At 59.6% G+C, this 21,737-nt stretch carries 14 protein-coding genes; all 14 read right to left on the bottom strand.

Annotated features, from left to right (window positions below):
• Positions 1-41: 41 nt before the first annotated feature.
• A complete protein-coding gene (locus E0E20_RS00850; protein ID WP_130836181.1) occupies positions 42-1,547 on the bottom strand; it encodes an alpha-L-fucosidase in 1,506 nt (501 codons plus the stop codon).
• 270 nt (positions 1,548-1,817) lie between these two features.
• The gene (locus E0E20_RS00855) at positions 1,818-2,855 is read right to left on the bottom strand and encodes a PHP domain-containing protein (RefSeq protein ID WP_165443919.1); all 1,038 of its coding nucleotides are present in this window, start codon (positions 2,853-2,855) and stop codon (positions 1,818-1,820) included.
• A gap of 240 nt (positions 2,856-3,095) precedes the next feature.
• Positions 3,096-4,181, bottom strand: coding sequence for a LacI family DNA-binding transcriptional regulator (locus tag E0E20_RS00860; protein ID WP_130836183.1), 1,086 nt, complete (start codon positions 4,179-4,181; stop codon positions 3,096-3,098).
• Positions 4,182-4,188: 7 nt separating this feature from the next.
• Entirely contained in the window at positions 4,189-5,712 is a 1,524-nt protein-coding gene (malQ, locus tag E0E20_RS00865) for a 4-alpha-glucanotransferase (RefSeq protein ID WP_130836184.1), read from the bottom strand.
• Between the two features lie 48 nt (positions 5,713-5,760).
• Positions 5,761-6,651, bottom strand: a complete 891-nt coding sequence (locus E0E20_RS00870) for a carbohydrate ABC transporter permease (RefSeq protein ID WP_442911466.1) — start codon at positions 6,649-6,651, stop codon at positions 5,761-5,763.
• Positions 6,651-7,502, bottom strand: coding sequence for a carbohydrate ABC transporter permease (locus E0E20_RS00875; RefSeq protein WP_130836185.1), 852 nt, complete (start codon positions 7,500-7,502; stop codon positions 6,651-6,653). Before E0E20_RS00875 ends, E0E20_RS00870 begins: the two co-directional genes overlap by 1 nt.
• A 128-nt stretch (positions 7,503-7,630) precedes the next feature.
• Entirely contained in the window at positions 7,631-8,998 is a 1,368-nt protein-coding gene (locus E0E20_RS00880; RefSeq protein WP_130836186.1) for an ABC transporter substrate-binding protein, read from the bottom strand.
• A gap of 272 nt (positions 8,999-9,270) precedes the next feature.
• Entirely contained in the window at positions 9,271-11,568 is a 2,298-nt protein-coding gene (locus tag E0E20_RS00885) for a Tex family protein (protein WP_130836187.1), read from the bottom strand.
• Positions 11,569-11,598: 30 nt separating this feature from the next.
• Positions 11,599-12,447, bottom strand: coding sequence for a DegV family protein (locus tag E0E20_RS00890; RefSeq protein ID WP_130836188.1), 849 nt, complete (start codon positions 12,445-12,447; stop codon positions 11,599-11,601).
• A 24-nt stretch (positions 12,448-12,471) separates the two neighbouring features.
• On the bottom strand, positions 12,472-13,389 hold the full coding sequence (locus E0E20_RS00895) for a transporter substrate-binding domain-containing protein (protein WP_242622597.1): 918 nt from the start codon (positions 13,387-13,389) through the stop codon (positions 12,472-12,474).
• Positions 13,390-13,409: 20 nt separating this feature from the next.
• Positions 13,410-14,078 carry an amino acid ABC transporter permease gene (locus E0E20_RS00900; RefSeq protein WP_130836189.1) on the bottom strand — a complete coding sequence of 223 codons (669 nt, stop codon included), beginning with the start codon at positions 14,076-14,078 and terminating at the stop codon, positions 13,410-13,412.
• 211 nt (positions 14,079-14,289) lie between these two features.
• Entirely contained in the window at positions 14,290-15,750 is a 1,461-nt protein-coding gene (locus E0E20_RS00905; protein ID WP_130836190.1) for a nicotinate phosphoribosyltransferase, read from the bottom strand.
• A gap of 15 nt (positions 15,751-15,765) precedes the next feature.
• A complete protein-coding gene (locus tag E0E20_RS00910; RefSeq protein WP_130836191.1) occupies positions 15,766-17,670 on the bottom strand; it encodes a Na/Pi cotransporter family protein in 1,905 nt (634 codons plus the stop codon).
• A 191-nt stretch (positions 17,671-17,861) separates the two neighbouring features.
• Positions 17,862-21,515: a transcription-repair coupling factor gene (mfd, locus tag E0E20_RS00915; RefSeq protein WP_130836192.1), complete on the bottom strand. Its 3,654-nt coding sequence runs from the start codon at positions 21,513-21,515 to the stop codon at positions 17,862-17,864.
• Between the last annotated feature and the right edge of the window lie 222 nt (positions 21,516-21,737).

Genomic DNA, 21,737 nt, shown 5'->3' on the forward strand with positions numbered 1-21,737 from the left:
ACTCTTACCTCTCGTCTGTTCCCCTCTGCAATCAAAAAATATTATTTCAGCGTCACCCGGAACACCACCGGGCTGTCCGACGAAACGCCGTCCGCCCGGATCGAAAGTCCCTCCTCGTTCCTCTCCCAGCAGACCTTCCTCGGGCTCCCGTCCGGATTCGCAAAGCCGAGAAGCTCGACATTCCCGATCAGGGCGTTGAAATCCGTCTGCGTCGGGTGCGGCACGCGCGCGAGAGAGCGGACATTCACTCTGCCGTTCTCCGGCCAGTGCATCGCAAATACATAAATCCGGCCGTGATTCACCGTAAAGCGGAAGTCCTCGGACGTAAATTCCGTGTCGACGCGGTCTGCAAAGGCGCCGCCTTTCGGCCCGGTCGGCCCCTCCTCCGCAATACGGAACGGGCGGCTCCCGTAAATCGCCTCGCCGTTCACCCGGAGCCACGCCCCGATTTCCCGGAGGATGGCCGCGTCCTCGTCCGAGATCGTCCCGTCCTCTTTCGGGCCCACATTCAGAAGCATGGAGCCGTTCTTCGCCACTGCGTCCACGAGATCATTCAGAATCACGCCGGGCCGCTTATACTCGTTCTCCGGCGTATAGCACCACGAATTCTTCGCAATGGCGGTATCGGTCTGCCACGGCTCCACCTGCGCCCGGTCGTACGAACCGCGTTCCGTGTCCGCGACCGCCGTCCCGAAAGGAAACGCATCGTTCTTGTTCGCGATCATGACCTCCTCGCCCCGCGCGGCCGCGCTGTTATAATAATAGGCCGCTATCTTTTTCAGGTACGGGCGCGCCGCCTCGTGCATGATCCACCAGTCAAAGTACAGCTCGCGGGGATGGAAGCGGTCGATGATCTCAACGGTGCGGATCATCCAGTCGTTCAGAAATTCCTTTGACGGCGCCGGAGCAATCTGATTGTCATCAATAATCCCCTCCTCATCCATCCTGACGGAGGGCCAGTAGAAATCCCCTCTTTTTTCGGCATTCGCCGGTACATCCGAGGGAAAGTCCCTGCCATGGTCAAAGAAGAACCAGTGCTCGATGCGGTGACTCGACGCGCCGGCAAGCAGGCCGCGCTTACCCGCTGCATCCATCAATTCCATGATCAGGTCGCGCTTCGGGCCTTTCTCCCACGCATTCCATTCCGAGAGCTCGCTCCGGTACATCTGGAAGCCATCGTGGTGCTCCGCGACCGGAACCACATAGCGCGCGCCCGCCTCGGCAAAGAGCTCCGCCCACGCCTCCGGATCAAAATGCTCGGCCCGGAACATCGGAATGAAGTCCCGGTAGCCGAACTGAGACTGCGGCCCGTAGGTTTTCACATGATGTTCAAACTCCGGCGTCCCCTGAATGTACATGCTGCGGGGGTACCATTCATTCCGGAACGCCGGCACGCTGTACACGCCCCAGTGAATGAAGATGCCGAACTTCGCGTCCCGGAACCAGCGCGGCGTCTCATGCTGCGAGAGCGAATCCCAGTCCGCGGCATACGGCCCCCGGGCGATCCCCTCCTCAATGTGTGCAAGCCACTTCTCCATATCGTACATAATCTTCCCTTTCCGTGCTCCCGCGCACCGTCGTTTTCCTGTACTATGGTGACACACACCAGACTCTGCGCTCTATTATAGCCTCTTTTCTTCGTTCCTCCTACCATGCGGGAGGCTGCTTTCAAACGAAATCATACGAAACTTTCATGCAGCGCCGGCAGGGGTTCGCAGCTCCCTCCGGTGCGCAAAAAATCCCTCCGCATGTCCGCCGCGGGCGTAAGCCGCAGCAGGCATACCGAGGGATGCTTTATCCGCCTTATAATATTTTTTTCAGTCCGTCCGGCCGCTCCGCAGCGGAATCGGCGAGGTGTACGCCCGCCTCCCCTCTCTTGTCAGCAGCTCCGCGCGGAGATAAAACTCCCCGGGTTCCGCATGGTAATCCACGCTCCCGCCCCTCACGCCGCGCACGCGCTGAGGCACCCAGATGGCGTTGCTGTAAAACACCGCCGTCATCACATCGGCCGAGCAGTCGATATGCAGGTCGCCTCTCTCCTCATCGAGCTGCACGTCGTAGATGAGGGGCCCGCGGCTCGCGTAGAACTGCCCGTCCCGAAGCCCGGCGAGGATGCTGCCGCTCGTGAGCTCCGCCGCCTTTACCATTGTGAAGCTACGGCACTGATCCCCGTTGTAGCTGTGCGCGTCATCCCCTGCCACCGCCGGCATCAGGATGCCGTGGTGGGTCGCCCAGATGTCAAACCACGCCGAAGCATCCGCCCTCTCGCCATTCCACGGGATATCCGAGACGGCGTTATAGATCTCCGCTGCCGCAAAGCCCTCCACCTCCCGGAGCCCCGCCGGATCCATGACGGACCATGCGGGATGGCAGAGAACAGCGATTCCGCCATTTCCCCGGATATGATCGACAATCTCCTGCGGCGCCGGATGCGGGCAGCGGAGGAATGCCTCGTCGCCTGTATCCTCCGTCATGCCGATGCCGAGAATGTGCCATGTCGCCACATCGCCGGGCATCCGCGTATTGGCGCCGCCGGTGTCCCACTCGACGCCGGACAGGAGCAGCATGTTCTCCGGCACAGAAAGTCTCTCCCCGAAACCGTTCTCTCCGGTGCTGTTCTCTTTCGTGCCGTTCTCTTTGGTGCTGTTCTCTCCGGAAAGCACCCCGCTCCGGCCGGGCTCCAGCGTAATGCCCGGACGCCGGTGATCGGTCAGCGCGGCAAAGTCGTAGCCCGCCCGGTGATAGATATCAAGAGCCTCCTGCGGGGGCAGCTTACCGTCCGACCGCGTACTGTGCATGTGGAGATTTCCTTTGTACCAGCTCCCGTCTGTCCGGAAGATCGAATGAAACGACATGGTAATCCTTTATGCCGAAGCACTTTGTGCAAGGCACGCGCCGTAAAATCCGCGCAGGCGGTTTTACGGCTGCGATCAGGGGCAATTTGGGCTTCGGCACAAATTGCCGTGTGAAGCATCTCTGCGCCGGCGCACAGAGATGCGAGCCGCTTCGCGTCTCATGCCATCCCACTACGTGGCAGCACTTTTCGCTCACGGAGCAAATCAACGCATCAGCGTGATTTTTCACACTATCCTTTCTTATCCGTGCAAAAGCGGTGAAGCAACGTCCCCGGCGGCCTGCTGCGAAGCATTTGATTTTGCCGGACCTGAGGACTCCCGCACAGCGAGCTCCGCCGGCATCAGGATGGTCTCAGGCTTTCCCTTTTTCCCGATCATATCAAAGAGCAGCCGGATTGTCTCCTCCGCCATCTCCTCTGCGGGCTGAACAATCGTCGTAATCCGGGGCGCATAGAAGTTCCCGATCGCAATCCCGTCATAACCCGTCACGGAAATATCCTCCGGAATCCGGAGCCCCGCATCCAGAATGGCGCGGCAGGCGCCGATGGCAAAAATATCGGCGATGCAGAAGACCGCCGTGAACGGCTCGTCCGAGGCGAGGAGCTTTCTGGCCTCCTCATAGCCGTTTTCTATCGTGTAGTGCTCATTCCCGTTGGGCACCACCTCGCGGACGAGCTTCGGATCCGCCGTGAGCCCGTGCCGCCGCAGCGCGTCCGAATAGCCCTGATAGCGGAGCTGACCGACCGACGGCACGCTGACCGCGTCGGTGATGATGGCGATCCGCCGATGCCCCTGCCCGATCAGATAGTCGATCAGTTTTTCGGATTCCAGCCGGTCGTCCACCGCGACATTCGCATACCATGTCTGCTCCCCCTGCGGCATGCCGACTGTACTGAACACAAACGGCACTTTGAGCTGGCGGAGCATCACCTCGTCGTGAGTGAAATTACCCCCGAGGAATACGAGGCCGCGCAGGCGCTTTTCCTTGACAAGCTGCAGCGCGACCTGCACTTCATCCTCCCGCGCCTCCACATGGCGGAGGATCGTCGTATAGCCCAGCTTCTGCGCGCGATCCTCCATAACCTGTATCATGCGGTTAAAAAACTGATTGGTGATGCCCTTGATCAGCAGAGCGATGCTCCGCGCATCGCTCTTTTTCAGATTGATCGCGCTGTTGTTCGGCACAAAGCCGGTCTCGGCGATCACCTCCATGATCTTGCGGCGGGTCGTCGGATTGATGTCCGGATGGTTGTTGATCGCACGGGACACCGTGCTCACGCCCACGCCGCACAGACGCGCAATGTCTCTGATCGTTGTCTCTCCCATAGATGCCTCATATCCGCCCGTAGGCTGCCGCCAGCGCGCGCATCCGCTTTGCCAGATCGTCTGTCGCGGCGCCTGCGGTAAGACGCCACCGCCAGTTCTGCCCGCCGAGGGTCGACGGATGATTGATCCGCGCCTCGTTTCCGAGATTCAGATAATCCTGCATCGGGATGATCGCCGTATCCGCGACGCTCATGAATGCGCAGCGGATGCAGTCCCACGCGGCCGACTTTTCGCTCCGGATCCCCACATAGCGCTTGGCAAACATTCTGTCATGGCGGTTCACGCCCACGTACCAGCCCCGCATGGTCTCATTGTCGTGCGTCCCGGTATAGACGACGCAGTTGTGCCTGTAATTGTGGGGCAGATAATCGCTCTCCTCCCGCGAATCAAAGGCAAACTGGAGCACCTTCATCCCGGGATACCCGGTTTTTCTCACAAGCCTGCGGACCGAGGGGGTCATATAGCCCAGATCCTCCGCGATGATGGGCCGGTTCCCCAGCGCGCTCCGGAGCGCGGCGAAGAGCTCGTAGCCCGGCCCCGCCGCCCACTGTCCATTCTCCGCGGTGCTGTCCCCGTAGGGGATCTCATAGTACTCGTCAAAGCCCCGGAAATGGTCGATCCGCACCACGTCATAGAGCGCGAAGCAGTGCCGGATGCGCTCTATCCACCACGCATAGCCGGTCTGCCGGTGATAATCCCAGCGGTAGATCGGATTTCCCCAGAGCTGTCCCGTCGCGGAAAAGCCGTCCGGCGGGCAGCCCGCCACAACGGTAGGATAGCCCTTTTCATCGAGCTTGAAAAGCTCCGGATGGCTCCATGTGTCCGCACTGTCAAACGCGACGTAGATCGGAATATCCCCGATAATGGAAATTCCGTTCCGGCCCGCGTATTCTTTGAGCTCTCGCCACTCCCGGTCAAACAGGAACTGCTGGAACTCATAGAAGCGGATCGCATCGGCAAGCTCCCTGCGGCAGCGCTCCACGGCGGCCTGCCTGCGCAGACGGATCCCCTCATCCCACTCGATGAAGCACCGCCCCTGATTCGCCTCCTTGACCGCGCTGAACAGCGCGTAGTCCGGGAGCCATGCGCTCTCGCGCTCCGCAAAGCTCCGGAACGAGGCGCGGGCCGCATCGTACTCCGCGCCGGCCCAGCGCTTTTTCACATGAAGGGCGAAAGGACTGTTCTGATACGCCTTTTTGAGCATCCGGAAACGGCTCCGGTACACGGCGTCATAATCCACATAGCCCGGATCACTCCCCCAGTCGCAGGCCGAGAGCTCCTCCGCGGCAAGCCAGCCCTCGCGGACCAGCTCATCGGGGTCGATGAAATAAGGGTTTCCCGCATAGGTCGAAAAGGACTGATAGGGAGAGTCCCCGTAGCCGGTCTGGCCGAGCGGAAGAATCTGCCAGTAGGTCTGTCCGGCCGCTTTCAGAAAATCAACAAATTCCCGGGCTTCTGCGGAAAAACAGCCGATGCCGTACTTCGACGGCAGGCTCGATATCGGAAGAAGAACACCACATTTTCTTTTCATACTCTTTCTCATTTCTCCCGGAAAGGAAGCGATCTCTCCGGGCCAGACTCAGCCCTTGACCGCTCCCGCCACGACGCCCTCGATGATATACTTCTGCGCAAAGAGATACAGAAGAATGACCGGGACGATCGTAATGACGATGCAGGCCATCATCGGCCCCATCTGCACGCTGCCGTAGCTGCCGCGGAAATACTGAATGTCCATCGGAATCGTGCGATACTTTTTGATGTCGAGAACCAGCGTCGGCAGAAGATAATCATTCCATACCCACATCGTCTCGAGAATCGCCGTGGAGATCGTCGTCGGCTTCGTGATGGGCATGACGACCCGGAAGAAAATCTGCAGCGGGCTGCAGCCGTCGATCATGGCCGCCTCCTCGATCTCGACCGGCATGGACTTCATAAAGCCCGTGAACATAAAGACCGCGAGCCCCGCGCCGAAGCCGAGATAGACGATGCAGATATTGTACGGCGTATTGAGCTTCAGCGTGTCCGCCGTCTTGGCGAGGGTGAACATGACCATCTGAAACGGCACGACCATGGAAAACACGCAGAGCAGATACATAATCCTGCCGAGAGCATTTCCCGAGCGCGAGATATACCACGCGCACATGGAGCAGCACAGCAGAATCAGCGCGACCGATGTCACGGTGATAAACAGACTGTACCAGAACGCGCTGAGGAAGTCCATCTTTGTGACGCCGTAGACATAGTTCGCCAGCCCCGCAAAGTCCTCTCCCAGAGGCAGTCGGAAGATCCGGTCCGTGGAAATCGCCGACTCGATCTTGAGCGAATTGGCGATGATCATGAATACGGGATAAATCCAGAGCACAAGGACCACCGAGAGAATGCCCGTGATCACATTGTTCGTGCGCTCTTTTCGTTTCGCAAGGGCCTGCGCCCTGCTGTTTGGGCTCATGCTGTCGTTCGCTGCGGCCATCATGCCTGCACCTCCCTCGACTTCGTAAAGCGAAGCTGAATCAGAGAAATCACAACCACCACGAGGAAGAAGATCACGGCCTTGGCCTGCCCGATCCCTTTCCACTGCGGCCCGCTCCGGCTGTAAAAGGTGTCGTAGATGTTCATGGCCAGCATCTGGGTATTCTTGGCCGGCTCGCCGTTTGTCAAAGAGAGGTTCTGATCAAAGAGCTTGAACGAATTGGTCAGCGTGAGGAAGCTGCAGATCGTAATGCTCGGCATGACCATCGGCACCTTGATCCGCACCAGCGTCTGCGCCGCAGTCGCCCCGTCGATCTGCGCCGCCTCGATGAGCTCGGGCGAGACGTTCTGGAGCCCCGCGATATAAATGATCATCATGTAGCCGATCTGCTGCCACGCCATCAGAATGATGAGTCCCCAGAAGCCCTCTTTTTCCGAAAGAGCGAGAAGCGGCCAGCCCCATTTGGAGAGCAGCCCGTTCAGAAGACTCTGCCAGATATAGCCGAGAACGATGCCGCCGATAAGATTGGGCATGAAAAACACCGTCCGGAACAGATTGGTCCCCTTGATCTTGCGGGTCAGGAGAAGCGCCACGCCAAAGGCCGCCAGATTGATGATCAGCGTGGAGGCCACCGTGAACAGCGCCGTGAACCAGAACGCGTGCACAAAGGTCGGATCGGCAAACACTTTCATATAGTTGGAAAAGCCGACGGGCTTCACCTTATTGACGGTCTGAAACTGACAGAACGAGAGATAGATCCCCCACAAAAACGGCCAGAGAAAGCCGATGATAAACGCGGCCAGCGTAGGCAGTACAAAGACCGGCCAGTATCTGCGGATTGCTTTTTCCATTGATAGCCCCCATTCAGGGAAACGCTTCCCTTGAAAAAGGGCGGGCAATCATTACAATCGCTCGCCCCCGTAACTCTTCTGACCCCGGCTCAGTCCGGCGCAGACCGGAACCGTACCGCATCAGTTCATCACTGCATCATTGCGTACTCGCTTGCCCAGCCGTCGACGAACGCCGCTTTCACGGCCTCCCAGTCGCCGGTGCCCGCCGCATAGGCGGTCAGCGCGGAGCCGACGCCGTTCTTCCAGTTCTCAGAGGGCATCGTGGTGAAATTCCATGACACCGGCGTCTTGCCCGCTGCGGTCATCTCCGCGTCCTGCTTGACGAACACATTGGGAGACTCCTGCGCCGTGGTAAAAGGAATCGTAAAGCCCATGTCCTCAGCCATCACCTTGGTTCCGGTCTCGGAGCTCACGCACCAGTTCATGAAGTCAAGCGTGGCCTGAATGTCCTCCGGAGCCGCCTCCGCATTCACGCACCAGTAGTTCTCCGTGCCGGTGCAGAGACCCTCTTTCGCATCGTTGACGCCGAAATAGATCGGGATCATCGCCAGCTCGTCGTCGCTGTACTTGTCGGACAGGCTGCCGTACTCCCATGAGCCGTTCTGATAGAAGACCGCCTCGCCGTTCAGGAACTCGTTTCTCGCATCGTCCGCCGTCTTGGCCGAGAGCTCGGCCGGATCGCAGGTGCTGTCGGTGATATACAGATCGAACACGTTCTTGTAGTTGTCAAGGTAACTGCCCTTGATGGCGTCCGCCCGGTCGATGCCGTCCTCCTGATACTCATAATAAATCGGAAGATTGGCAAGATGCGTCTTGAATCTCCAGTCGGAGGAGGCATCCATGCCGGTAGAGGCAAACGCGCCCTTTACGCCGAGCTCGTCCGCTCTCGCCTGAATGTCGTCCGCAACCTTTTTCAGATCGTCAAAGCTCTGGATATCGTCCACGGAATAGCCGGCTTTCTCCAGAAGCGCCTTATTGGTGATGATGCCGTAGGACTCGATGACGTAGGCCACGCCCGCGATCGCTCCCTCGTCGTTCTTCAGCGCGTAGGCATCGGATGTCAGATTGCCGACAATGTCGGAGCCGGTCAGATCGTAGCAGTAATCTTTCCAGTTCGCAAGGCCGACCGGGCCGTTCACCTGAAACAGGGTCGGCGCGTCGCTCTTTGCGATTTCGGACTGGAGCGTCGTCTCATACTCGCCGGACGCCGCGGTAACAACCGTCACCGGAACGCCGGTCTCCTCCGTGTAGGCTGCCGCAAGGCTCTGCCAGTGCTCATCCGCCTCGGGCTTGAAGTTGAGATAGTAGACCTTGCCCGCCGCGCTCTCCGCGCCGGCCTCAGCGGTATCCGCCGTCTCTTCTCCCGCGGCTGTTTCTTCCTCCGCAGCCGTCTCTTCCGTCTGCGCCGCCGGTGCCGACGCGGTGCTGCCGCAGCCGGCGAGCACCGTCGAAGCCATCGCCGCACCAAGAACCGCACTTACCAATTTCCTGTTCATAATGTTTCTCCCTTTCTAAAGCGCACTGCGCGCTTTTTGAAAAATGATGGTTCTCTTACCGGAACCTGCTTGAAATCCCCGGAAGCAGCCGTCGCCGTCTCCGGGTTTTTGGAATCGCAACCGGCAACGCTACCGGTAACGGTTCCGGAACTGTCTTTATTATAGTATCTTCTGTCGCCTGCGCAAGCCTTTTCTGACGGATCCGCTGCGATTTGTGAGAATTTACCGGAAACGTTACCGGAAATTTGTTCAAAATGACAGGCGGCGCATCCTCACATTTTCCCGTTCATGGAGAGGGCGATCCTCTTTCTGGCCGCATCCACCGAGACGACCGTCACCGTCACCACATCGCCGACGTGCACGGCCTCCAGCGGATGCCGGATAAAGCGGTTTGATATGCGGGAAATATGAACCAATCCGTCCTGATGGACGCCGATATCCACGAACGCGCCGAAGTCGACGATGTTGCGCACCGTGCCCTTAAGCTCCATGCCGGGCCTTAAATCCTCCATGGACAGGACGTCCGAACGCAGCACCGGCGCCGGCATATCCTCGCGTGGGTCCCGCGCCGGCTTCTCCAGCTCTCCCAAAATGTCCGCCAGCGTAAGCTCTCCAATCCCGAGCCGCTCCGCCTCGCGCTTCCGGTCCTTTACAAGCAGCTTTGCCATCCGGAACGAGGAGGGTTCGTCCGAAAGTCCGAGCCCTTGGAGGAGCTTCTTCACCGCACTGTAATTTTCCGGATGGACGCTTGTCGCATCCAGCGGCTCCGTCCCCCCGCTGATCCGGAGAAAGCCGGCGCACTGCTCAAAGGCTTTCGGCCCGAGGCCGGAGACGTGCAGCAGCTCCCGGCGGCTCCGGAACGCCCCTTTCTCCTCCCGGCAGCTGACGATATTTTTGGCCAGCGTCCGGGAAATGCCTGAAATATAGGACAGCAGCGAAAAGGAGGCCGTGTTCAGATCGACGCCGACGCGGTTCACGCAGGCTTCGACCACGCCGCCGAGCGCCGTTCCGAGCTTCTTCTGATCCATATCGTGCTGATACTGCCCGACGCCGACCGACCTCGGATCAATCTTCACGAGCTCCGCCAACGGGTCCTGAAGCCGCCGCGCCATGGACGCCGCGCTCCGCTGCCCCACATCAAAATGCGGAAATTCCTCTGTCGCGAGCCTGCTCGCGCTGTACACCGAGGCGCCGGCCTCGTTCACAATGACGTAGCGGAGCTGCGCATAGACGCGCTTCTCCTCCGCCGTCCCCGGCCCGCTTTGGAGCTCCCTGAGAAAAGCGGCGATGATCTGCTCGGACTCGCGGGAGGCCGTCCCGTTGCCGAGGCTGATCAGCGTGACGCGGTAGCGGTCGATCAGCTTTTTCAGGACCGCCTTTGCCTCGGTCACCCGGTTTTGCGGCTCCGTCGGATAAATCACCGTCGTGTCGAGAACCTTGCCGGTGGGGTCGACGACCGCCAGCTTGCAGCCCGTCCGGAACGCCGGATCCCAGCCCAGCACCACCTGCCCCGTGATCGGGGGCTGCATCAGAAGCTGCGACAAATTCTCGCGAAACACGGCGATCGCCCCATCCTCGGCCCGCTCCGTGAGGGCGCTCCGGATCTCCCGCTCAATCGCCGGCGCGATAAGGCGCGCATAGCCATCCTGCACCGCCGCGCACAGAAGCGGCTCCGTGTAGGGGTTCGGCCGCTCCGGATCCCGGATTAGCCGGAGCCTCAGATAATCGAGAATCTCCTCCGCGGGCGCCAGGACGCGCACGGTGAGAAATTTTTCATTCTCGCCCCGGTTGACAGCAAGGATGCGGTGCCCCGGCAGCGTGCGGAGCGCCTCTTCAAAATGGAAATACATCTCATAGACGGCGCGGCGGTCTGCGAGCTTTTTATTCACGGCCGTCCCGCCTCCTGCCGTCTTTTCTGCCTTTCCCGTCTTCTCCGCCTTTGCTGCTTTTTCCGTCTTTTCTTCCGATGCGAGCGTTCCCTCCGCCCACGTTTTTTCCCGGATCCATGCGCGGTAATCCGCATTGTCAGAAATCATTTCAGCAATGATATCCCGCGCCCCGGCCAGCGCCTCTTCGGCGGTAAGTGCCTCTGCCGCGCTCTCCTCCGCGTCCTCCGGGGGGATCTCTTTCATGCGCAGAACAAATTCCGCCGCCGTCTTTTCGAGCGGCTCGGAGGCCGTCTGCTCCAGAATATAATCCGCCAGCGGCTGCAGGCCCCTCTCTCTGGCGATCCCCGCCCGGGTGCGGCGCTTCGGCCGGAACGGGCGGTAAATGTCCTCCACCGCAACGAGCGTCTCCGCCGCCTCGAGCTGCGCCCGGAGCTCTCCGGTCAGCTTTCCCTGCTCCTCAATCGAGGCGAGCACCGCCGCTCTCCTCTCCTCAACGCCGCGCAGATAGAGGAGCTTCTCATGGAGCGCCCGGAGCTGCTCGTCGTCCAGAGCCCCCGTCTGCTCCTTGCGGTAGCGGGCGATAAAGGGAATGGTATTTCCCTCGTCGATGAGCCGGACCGCCGCCTCCGCCTGTCCCTGTCTGATTCCGAGCTGCTCTGCGATTGTACGAATGATATTCATCTGTCTTTTCCGTCCTTTGTATTCCGTCTGTCAGCGCTTCGGGAAAAACGCCAGCGCAACCGCGCCGGGCCCCGCATAGGTACCGATCGTCGAACCGACGCGCGTCGTCGAAATTTCTCCCTCAAAGCCATCGTAGAGACTCCGGCTGTCCTCGATGTATTTGCGGACAAGCTCGTCCGAATTTCCCGACCATGCGACGCATATCGGCAGGGCAAAGTCGATGCCGCCCTGTTTTTTCACATATTCCATGAGCATATTGTTGCCGTTGCGGGAGCCGCGCGCCCTGCCGATGGCGACAATCCGGCCCTCCCGGATCGTGAGCACCGGCTTGAGCGACAAAAGGCCGCCCGCAAAGGCCGCCGCCCCGCCGATCCGTCCTCCCATTCGCAGATATTCCAGCGTATCAAAAAGCGCGATGACGGATACCTCATGCGCCTTTTCCCGGAGCACCGCGGCGATCTGCGCGGCGTTCATCCCCTGATCGCGGAGACGGACCGCCAGCTCCACCAGAATATAGAGGGCGCAGCAGACCACGTGACTGTCGACAACCTCAATACCGCTGTCAAATTCCGCAGCGGCAGCGCAGGCGCTCTGATAGCTCCCCGAGAGTTCGGAGGAGAGGCAGACGGCGACGACCTCGTCGCCCTGTGCCCGCGCTCTGCGAAACGCCTCTCCGTAGCGAGACGGTGTGATCTGGCTTGTCTTCGGCAGCACATCTGTCTCGATGAGCTTCGTATAAAAGTCGGACGGCGTGATGGTAACGCCGTCCTCATATTCCTCCTCGCCGAAGCACACGGTCAGGGGCAGCACGGTAACGCCCCACTCCGCAGCGACAGACTGCGGAATATCACTTGCTGAATCGGTAATGATCTGCAGCATGGCTTCTCTGTCCTCCGTAATCCGTCAGTTATCCTGCGTGAGATCGGCTCCGAAATACTTCTCGGACAGGGAAGAGAGTGTCCCGTCCTCACGCATTTCGGAAAGAATGCGGTCAATTTCCACCCGCAGCGCCGCATTGTCCTCTCCCTTCGTCATCGGAATGGCATAGGCGGTCGCCGTCTCGCTGACCGCGGCGATCCGCAGCGGAGCGTCCGGAACGGCTTTCATATAATCGCCGAACGAGGTGGCGGCATTGATCGTCGCGTCCACCTGCCCGTTCATGACCATCTGCAGTGTCTCCACCAGCGTGTCCACACCGCTGACCTGCGCGCCGTACTGCTCTCCCAGCTCCTGATAGGTCGAGCCGATGGAATTTGCGGTCGTCCGCCCTTTCAGATCCTCAAAGGAGGTGATGTCCGCATTGTCCTCCGCGACAATGAGAACCGGCCGGTCATAGGCGTAGGGCTCCGAGAAGTCATAGCTTTTCTGCCGCTCCTCCGTGACATCCACGCCGTTCACCACAATATCATAGCGTCCGGAATCCATTCCGGCAAAAAGGCCGTCCCACGGGCCCTCCACAAGGCGCACGGAAACGCCCATGCGCTCCGCGAGCTCTCCGGCGACCTCCACGTCGAAGCCGACCAGCTGATCCTCCTCGTCATGATAGGAAAACGGCTGCCAGTCTCCCTCGAGACCGACCACCAGCTCCCCCTGCTCCCGGATGCGCCCGAGATGATCGGCCGCCGCCCCGCCGGACGTCTCCGTTCCCGAAGCGCCTGCCGCAACGTTTCCCGATCTGCCGTTTTCCGCTTCGCTGTTCTCCTGCCCCGCGCTGCCGCAGCCGGACAGCGCAAGCGCCGCGGCCGCGGCAAATGCCGCGAATATGACCGCTTTCCCGTTCATCACGATGGTATTCCTCACTGCTTTTGTATTCCGCATCATTCTTTTTCCTCCCGTTCCGACTACTGGATTCCGTACTTTCCGAGGCGCTTCTCGCCATAGCGCTGCACAAAGCTCAGAATTGTTGAAAACATCAGGTAGATAAACGCCGTCTCAAGATACAGCGCCATGGTCTCATAGGTGCGGCCCGCAATCCGCTGCGCCTGAAAAAACATTTCCGCCACCGTGATATTCGCCGCGAGAGAGGTATCCTTTACCATGGCGATCAGGGAATTTCCCAGCGCGGGGAAGGCGGAACGGAACGCCTGCGGCAGCACGATGTAGCGCATGATCTTCAGCTCGCCGAGCCCGAGACACTGTCCCGCCTCGGCCTGTCCGGACGGCACCGCCTCCAGCGCGCCGCGGATCGTCTCCGCATCGTAGGCCCCTGCGTTGACCGCAAGCACAATAACCGCCGATAGAAAGGGGTCCGTCATCACGCCGATCCCCGGAAGCCCGAAGAACACCACGTAGAGCTGCACGAGGAGCGGCGTCCCCCGGATCATCCAGATATAAAAGCGCGCCAGATGCCGGAGCACCGGAACGCGGGCATACTGAATCAGCGCGACCGCAACAGCGATCACCATCGCCAGTGAGAACGAAATCGCCGTGAGCGGTATCGTCACGTAAAGTCCCTTGATCAGAAGCTGTGGAAACGCCTCGGCCATCACCTCAATAACATGTGCATCCATGATCTGCTCCCAGCGGATAGAATTTTCGATTTGTTCCATATGCTATCAGAAAACGGGGCTGCTTTGCAAATGCTTCCGACGGACAAAGCGCAACAAACAAAAGGTAAACAAAAGCGCCCGCCCCGCCGGAAAATTCCGGCGGGGCGGGACAGACGCATCCTCATACAGCAGCTTTTTCCGGCAGAGCTGCACTCCCGGACGGTGCGCGTTTTTACAGATTCTTTTCCGCCACCTCATCGAGGAGACGCAGCTTCGTATCATACAGCTTCTTCGAGAGGTCGACGTACATCTGGTGAGGATTCACGAGACGGCGCGATTCCTCCCAGAGGGTATTCTGCTCTTTCATGCAGTATTCCCGTATCTTCATGGTCGGCATGGAGCTGTAAACGCACTCGCCCGCCCGGAAAAGCTGCACCATCAGCTCGCGGAGCTCATACTCGCCCGCTCGGCACCGCGTCTTTTTCCACGGCTCCTGCGGGTCAAAGAGCACCAGATCCTCATCCTCAGAATAGGTCTCATCCGCAAAGCAGATGAGATCGGCCTGCACCTTGCCGTTCGCCTTATCGTAAATGCGGTATATCTTCTTGTCTCCCGGATTCGTCACCTTTTCGGAATTTTCAGAGACCTTGATTTTCGGAATGAACGTCCCGTCGTCCCCCATGACGGCCGCGAGCTTATACACACCGCCGAACGCCGGATTGTCCTTCGCCGTGATGAGATTCGTGCCCACGCCCCACGAATCGATGGCCGCTCCCTGCGTCCGCAGCGAGTCGATCAGATACTCGTCGAGATCGTTCGAGGCGCAGATCTTCGCCTCCGGATAGCCCGCCTCATCGAGCATTTTCCGCGCTTTCTTTGAAAGATAGGCGAGATCCCCCGAATCGAGGCGGATGCCGATATGATCCGTAGGAAGTCCCTTTTCCCTCATATAATCAAAGGTCCGGATGGCGTTGGGCACGCCGCTTTTCAGCGTGTCGTAGGTGTCGACCAGAAGCGTGCAGCCCGTCGGGTACAGATCCGCATAGGCCTTGAACGCCTCCATCTCCGAATCGAAGCTCATGATCCAGCTGTGCGCATGGGTTCCCATGACCGGCACGTCGAACAGCTCGCCGCACAGGACATTGGAGGTTCCGACGCAGCCCGCGATCACCGCCGCCCTCGCGCCGTAGGTCCCGGCATCCGGCCCCTGCGCGCGCCGGAGGCCGAACTCCATCACGCCGCCTCCCCGCGCCGCATAGCAGATGCGGGCCGCCTTGGTGGCGATCAGGCTCTGATGGTTGATGATATTGAGGATTGCCGTCTCCACAAGCTGCGCCTCCATGATCGGCGCGACGACCTTAACGAGCGGCTCCCGGGGAAAAATCAGCGAGCCCTCGGGGATCGCATAGATGTCCCCGGTGAAGCGGAAGTGCGCAAGATATGTAAGAAAATCCTCGTCAAAGAGTCCGAGTCCCCGCAGATATGCGATATCCTGCTCCGAGAAGTGAAGCTCCTTGATGTACTTGATGAGCTGCTCCACGCCGCACATGACAGCGTACCCGCCGCCGCAGGGATTTGTGCGGTAAAACGCATCGAAGATGACGGTGCGGTTTTCTTCGTTGTGCTTGAAATATCCCTGCATCATGGTCAGCTCATAAAGATCCGTCAGCAGTGTCAGATTCTGTCTGTCCATAGCGATACCTCCGTGCTACACCCTGAGCGCCTTTTTGACGGCCTTGGCGCTCTTTTCCTTTTTGGCCGCCTTGCCGGATTTTGCTCCGGCCGCCGTCTTTTCGCGCTTTACATATTTATCCACTGCGTCCGCCGTCCCGTCCTCATCCTTTTTCAGTCCCGGAAGAGCATAGGTCTCCTCAAACTGGCGCACCAGTGCGCTGAACTCCGGGGTGGCCGCCTCCCGCTCGTGCATAAGATACTCATGCGTATCAAAACCGTCCTCGCCCACCTGCAGAAGATCCACCGCTATGTTTGAGCAGTGATCCGCGACGCGCTCGTAGCTGATCGCTATATCCTGAAGAATGAAGCCCGCCTCCACCGTACACTTGCCCTTGCGGAGCCGGCGCACATGGCGGCGCTTTTCTTCCATATTGATCCCGTCGATGACGCTCTCGAGCGGCTCCACCTGCCTCGCCAGCGCAAGATCATTGTCGATAAAGGCCCGAACCGCCATGTCCACAATGCTCGACACGGCTTTCCCGTAGACCTGCATCTCCTCTTTCGCCTTGGCGGAGAACGCCAGCTCTTTCTCGTGCAGCTCTCTCGCCGACTGCATGATGTTGAGCGCATGGTCGGTCATTCTTTCAAAATCGTTGACGCAGTGCAGAAGAATCGACAGCGTATGGCTCTCCCGCGCGGAGAGATTCCCCCGGCTCAGCTTCACAAGATAAGAATTGAGCTGATCCTCGTAGTCGTCAACCATTTCCTCAATGCGTCCGACCCGGGCCGCCTTTTCCTCGTCATAGACAAACACAAGCTCCATGGCGGCGTCCATGGCCTCGCGGGAATACTTTGCCATATTCCCCATCGCCGTCCCGGCCTGCTCGAGCGCAAAGCTCGGCGTATCAAGAAAGTGCTCGTCAAGAATAGCGATCCTATGCAGCGCCGTCTGTTCCCCGGGGAGCACCGGAATCATCCTCTCGACCATACGGACCAGAAGCTCCGAGCCGGGCAGAAAGACCAGCAGCGCAGCGATATTAAAGCAAGTGTGGATGGTTGCGATCATCACCGGGCTTGTGATCACGCCCATGAACGGAAAATGAACGATGGAATTGATCGCGTAGAAGGAAATCATGAATACGCCGGCCTTGATGATGCAGTAGATCATCTGGAGCCATGCCGCCCGTCTGGCCGTGCGGTTTGCACCGATTGCACCGATGAGTCCCGTGATCGCGGAGCCGATGTTCGCTCCCATGAGCGGAGGGAACATGGAGCCGACCGTCAGGGAGCCGCTCATGGAAATCGCCTGAAGAATACCGATGGAGGCCGAAGAGCTCTGCAACGCCACCGTGACGATCAGTCCCGCAAGAAGCCCCAGAAGAGGGCGGTTTGAAAACATGGTCAGAAGTCCCACAAAATCGGGATCGTCCGCGAGCGGGGACAGTGCACCGGACATCGTCGTCATGCCGATCATCAGCACGGCGAAGCCCATGAGAATCTGCGCCGCCTTGCGGGTCCTGTCCTTTTTGGCCATCATGATGAGAATCACGCCGGCAAGCGCCAGAATCGGCGCGAAATGATCCGGCTTCACAAGCGACAGAAATACGTTGCTTCCCGAAATGCCTGTCAGGGACAGGAGCCATGCCGTGATGGTCGTTCCGACGTTGGCGCCGATGGTGACGCCGACCGACTGCTCGAGCGTCATGATCCCCGAATTGACAAGGCCGACGACCATGACCACCGTCGCGCCGGAGGACTGGATCACCGCCGTCACGCCGGTTCCCAGAAGAGCCCCTTTCCACTTATTGGAAGTGAGCCGTTCGAGCAGCCGCTCCAGCTTTCCGCTGGAGGCCGATTTCAGACCGGCCCCCATGACCTCCATCCCGTAGAGGAACAGAGCCAAGCCTCCGAGCATCTCTATGAACTGAAATATTGTCATGGCAGACCTCGTGCTGCGGACGCTCTCTCAGGGCGCACCGCCCCGTTCCGCAGGATATCATGCGGCGCGAGGTTCTGCGCAGCACAGGCCTCGTGAGCAAGCATCGGTTATACCGGCGCTCCGCATGGAGCTTCCGGCGTCATACATTGTAAATTTTATATGAATTTTTACTTAAAAACAAGTTAACAGCGTCACCGGAGCAGCTCGGACATGCGCACGAGCAGCTCCTCCGTCGTGACCAGCAGCATCTCCTCTTCCTTTTCCCTGAGGCCGGAGGGCTTCCACGAATACTCGAACTCCGGAGGCTGGGCGATAAAGCGCAGGCGCGGCCGGTATGCCGCAAGAAAGGCCGGGATATTCTCCACGCGCAGGCGGGCAAAGGGCGCAGGAACGAGCCGTATCATCCCCGAATAGCCCCGGATCTCGGCAATCTCGAGCTTTTTTGCAACCGAACGGATGAGCGCGATGCGCAGGAGATTTTCCGCCGGCCCGGGGATGCTGCCGAAGCGGTCCGTCAGCTCATCCCGCATATCCTCGCAGTCCTCCGTGGAGTCAACGGCCGCAATTTTACGGTAAATGTCCATCTTCTGCTCTTCATTGACGATATAGCTCTCCGGCAGAAAGGCATCCACGTCGAGCTTCACCTCGGTCTGCACCTCGGGCCGCTCGTCCCCGTCCGCAGGCGCGGAGCCGGGCGCTGCGGGGAGCGGGAGCCCCTCCCCGTCCGCAGAGACAGCACCCGGAAGCTCTGCGGGCGCCGCCTCCGCCCGGCTCTTCGCCTTTCGGATCGCCTCGTTCAGCATCTTGCAGTAGAGATCGTAGCCCACAGCCATCAGATGGCCGCTCTGCGTTTTTCCGAGCACGCTCCCCGCACCGCGGATCTCCAGATCCCGCATGGCGATGCGGTAGCCGCTGCCGAGCTCCGTGAACTCGCGGATCGCTGCGAGCCGCTTCTCCGCCTCCTCGGCCAGCATGCGGTCTTTCTTATACATCAGAAAAGCATAGGCCGTGCGGGCGGAGCGCCCGACGCGCCCCCGGAGCTGATAGAGCTGGGCAAGACCCATGCGGTCCGCATCGTTGATGATGATGGTGTTGCAGTTGGAAATATCCAGCCCCGTCTCGATGATCGTCGTCGAGACAAGCACATCAATGCGATGACTGATGAAGTCATACATGATGCGCTCGAGCTCGTCCTCTTTCATCTGCCCGTGCGCAAAAGCGATCTGCGCCTCCGGGACCATCTCCCGGAGCCGTCCGGTGATGAGGTCGATGTCGTTGACCCGGTTGTGGACGAAATACACCTGCCCCTTGCGGGAGAGCTCGCGCACAATCGCCTCCCGTATCATCTCCTCGTTGTACTCCATGACATAGGTCTGAATCGGTCGGCGCTCGCCCGGCGCCGTCTCAAGAATACTCATGTCGCGGATCCCGACAAGGCTCATGTGGAGCGTCCGGGGAATCGGCGTCGCCGTCAGTGTAAGCACGTCGACACTCTCCCGCGCCTGCTTGATCTTCTCCTTGGCCGCCACGCCGAAGCGCTGCTCCTCGTCGATCACAAGAAGACCAAGCTTTTTGAACTTCACATCTTTGCTGAGCAGACGGTGCGTCCCGATCACGATGTCCACCGTGCCGTTCGTGACGCCTTTCAGCGTCTTCTTCACCTCCGCCGCGCTCCGGAAACGGGACAGCACCTCAATCGTGACGGGATAGGTGTGCATTCTCTCAAAAAAGGTATTGTAGTGCTGCTGCGCGAGAATCGTCGTCGGCACGAGCACCGCCGTCTGATAGCCGTCCTGCACCGCTTTGAACGCCGCCCGGATCGCGATTTCCGTCTTGCCGTAGCCCACGTCCCCGCAGATCAGCCGGTCCATGATTTTCGGCGACTCCATGTCCGCCTTGGTCTCGGCAATTGCCATGAGCTGATCCTCGGTTTCCCTGTACGGAAACAGTTCCTCAAACTCCCGCTGCCATTCGCTGTCTCCGGAAAACGCATGGCCGCTCCGAAGACGCCGCTTTGCGTACAGCTCGACCAGATCGTCCGCAATGACGCTGACCGCTTTCTGCACTTTCCGTCGCGTGTTCGACCACTCCTGCGTTCCGAGACGGTTCAGGCGGGGGCCCTTTGCATCCTCGCCGTTCCCCGCGTATTTTTGCAGCACCTCGAGATCGTTGGGAGAAACATACAGAATGTCGCCCCCGCCGTACTCGATCCGGATATAGTCCTTTGCGACATGCTCCACCTCGATCTTCTCGATGCCCCGATAGATTCCTATGCCGTGATCGACATGCACGACATAGTCGCCCGGCCGCAGCTCCACGTAATCCGCAATCGCGCCGGCCCCCTTGTGACGGTGCCGCTTTTTCTTTTGCTGCTTCTCCTCTCCGAAAATATCCGCCTCGGTAATCACGGCGAATTTAAGATCGGAGTATTCAAAGCCGTGCAGAACATGTCCGTATGCCGTTTCAATCTCGCCCGGAGCAAGCACGCGATCCGGGTTCTCGCTGAAAAAGGCGGTGACATCCGCCCCGGTCAGCTCCTGCGCCAGACGCTTCGCCCGCGTACGGGAGGCGGAGAGAATCACCGTGCTTCCTCCCTGCGCCCGTCTCTTCATAAGATCATCCAGAAGAGCCTCAAATCGGCCGTTGTAGGGGAGCGTCCCTCTCGCCCTCAAATGGACGGTATTTTTTTCTCCCTCCGGAAAAAACAGGCTCTGTGAAGAGAGCGTGCAAAGTCCCGCCCTGCGGAAAGCGAGCGTCCCCGCGGCCGCCCTCTCCACGGACAGAAGCAGCTCCATCTGCCCGGGCAGGATGTAGCCCTTTTCGGCCCGGTGGCTCATGCTCTCGCGAAATTCCAGCTCCACCGCCTCGCCCTGCTCGCGCACGCGCTCCGGCTCGTCGAAAATGAGGAGGCTCTCCTCCTTTGAAAAGAGGTCGAGAAAGTTCACGGTATTCGGATAAAAATAGTGGATATAGCTTTCCAGTCCGCTGTAATCACGCAGCTCCTCCGCCTGCGCGATCACCACGCCCACCGTCTGCCCGAGGCGCCCCGCCTCCTCTGTCTTTCCCTGCGAGCGGAGCACCGCCTCCTGACGCTCTTTTTCCTCCCTTATGCGGCGCAGGCCGTCCACCGCGCGGCTCTCCGAGAGGATCATTTCCATCGCCGGGTAGATGCGGACAAGCTCCAGCGCCTCGATCCGCCGCTGCGTCAGTACGTCAAAGCTGCGGATCGACTCGATATTATCGTCCCAGAACTCGATGCGGACCGGGTTGTCCTCCGTGAGGTCAAAAATATCCACAATATCGCCGCGAACCGCAAACTGCCCCGGGCTGTCCACCTGCGCGTTTCTCTCGTAGCCCATGGCCGCCAGACGCTTGGTGACGGTCTCGAGACGGATCGTCTCATTTTTGGATATGCCAAGAACGCTCTCCCGCAAAAGGGCGAGCGGAAGCTGCGGCGTCATCAGCGCCGCAAAGGTCGCGACCACCGTGACCGGACGTCCCTCCAGTATCCGGCGCAGGCAGCGCAGGCGCTGTATTTCAATCTCGCGGCTGCGCAGATCCGCCTGATAAAAGATGAGGTCCTTGGCCGGAAACAGCATGGTATTGCGATCATAGAGCAGGCAGTCGTCATAGATTTCCCGCGCCCGAAGATCGCTGTATGTCAGGAACAGTCTCGACTTTGCCCGGCTCTGCAGCGCTTCATCCGAGGCAAGCGCAAAGGCGAGATGAACTTTCTGGGAATCCACGCAGCCGTCCGCCGCGGCCTCACCTCTTTGGGGACGGAGGGAGGCAAGCATGGCTTCGTACTGGGGAAATCCTTTCAGCGGAGAAAATAGCGTTTTCATGATAATCACCATGCCGAAGCACTTTGTGCGAGGCACGCGCCGTAAAAACACCCTGCGCCGGCGCGCAGGCTGCCGAGCCGCTCCGCGGCTCATGCCATCCCTCTACCTAACAGCATTTTTCGCTCGCTGAAAGGTCCGCGCAGGCGGTTTTGCGGCTGCGATCAAAGGCTATTTGGGCTTCGACACAAATAGCCGTATAAAAAATCGGCGCATCAGCGTGAT

Source organism: Lachnoclostridium sp. Marseille-P6806 (assembly GCF_900625025.1).
In the GTDB taxonomy this organism is placed as follows: Bacteria; Bacillota; Clostridia; order Lachnospirales; family Lachnospiraceae; genus CAG-791.

Coding starts and splice junctions, on each gene's coding strand:
- E0E20_RS00875 (WP_130836185.1), bottom strand. CDS start 7,502: ATGGAAAAAGCAATCCGCAGATACTGGCCGGTCTTTGTACTGCCTACG.
- mfd (WP_130836192.1), bottom strand. CDS start 21,515: ATGAAAACGCTATTTTCTCCGCTGAAAGGATTTCCCCAGTACGAAGCC.
- E0E20_RS00860 (WP_130836183.1), bottom strand. CDS start 4,181: ATGGGAGAGACAACGATCAGAGACATTGCGCGTCTGTGCGGCGTGGGC.
- E0E20_RS00890 (WP_130836188.1), bottom strand. CDS start 12,447: ATGCTGCAGATCATTACCGATTCAGCAAGTGATATTCCGCAGTCTGTC.
- E0E20_RS00910 (WP_130836191.1), bottom strand. CDS start 17,670: ATGACAATATTTCAGTTCATAGAGATGCTCGGAGGCTTGGCTCTGTTC.
- E0E20_RS00880 (WP_130836186.1), bottom strand. CDS start 8,998: ATGAACAGGAAATTGGTAAGTGCGGTTCTTGGTGCGGCGATGGCTTCG.
- E0E20_RS00885 (WP_130836187.1), bottom strand. CDS start 11,568: ATGAATATCATTCGTACAATCGCAGAGCAGCTCGGAATCAGACAGGGA.
- E0E20_RS00870 (WP_442911466.1), bottom strand. CDS start 6,651: ATGGCCGCAGCGAACGACAGCATGAGCCCAAACAGCAGGGCGCAGGCC.
- E0E20_RS00905 (WP_130836190.1), bottom strand. CDS start 15,750: ATGGACAGACAGAATCTGACACTGCTGACGGATCTTTATGAGCTGACC.
- E0E20_RS00850 (WP_130836181.1), bottom strand. CDS start 1,547: ATGTACGATATGGAGAAGTGGCTTGCACACATTGAGGAGGGGATCGCC.
- malQ (WP_130836184.1), bottom strand. CDS start 5,712: ATGAAAAGAAAATGTGGTGTTCTTCTTCCGATATCGAGCCTGCCGTCG.
- E0E20_RS00900 (WP_130836189.1), bottom strand. CDS start 14,078: ATGGATGCACATGTTATTGAGGTGATGGCCGAGGCGTTTCCACAGCTT.
- E0E20_RS00895 (WP_242622597.1), bottom strand. CDS start 13,389: ATGATGCGGAATACAAAAGCAGTGAGGAATACCATCGTGATGAACGGG.
- E0E20_RS00855 (WP_165443919.1), bottom strand. CDS start 2,855: ATGTCGTTTCATTCGATCTTCCGGACAGACGGGAGCTGGTACAAAGGA.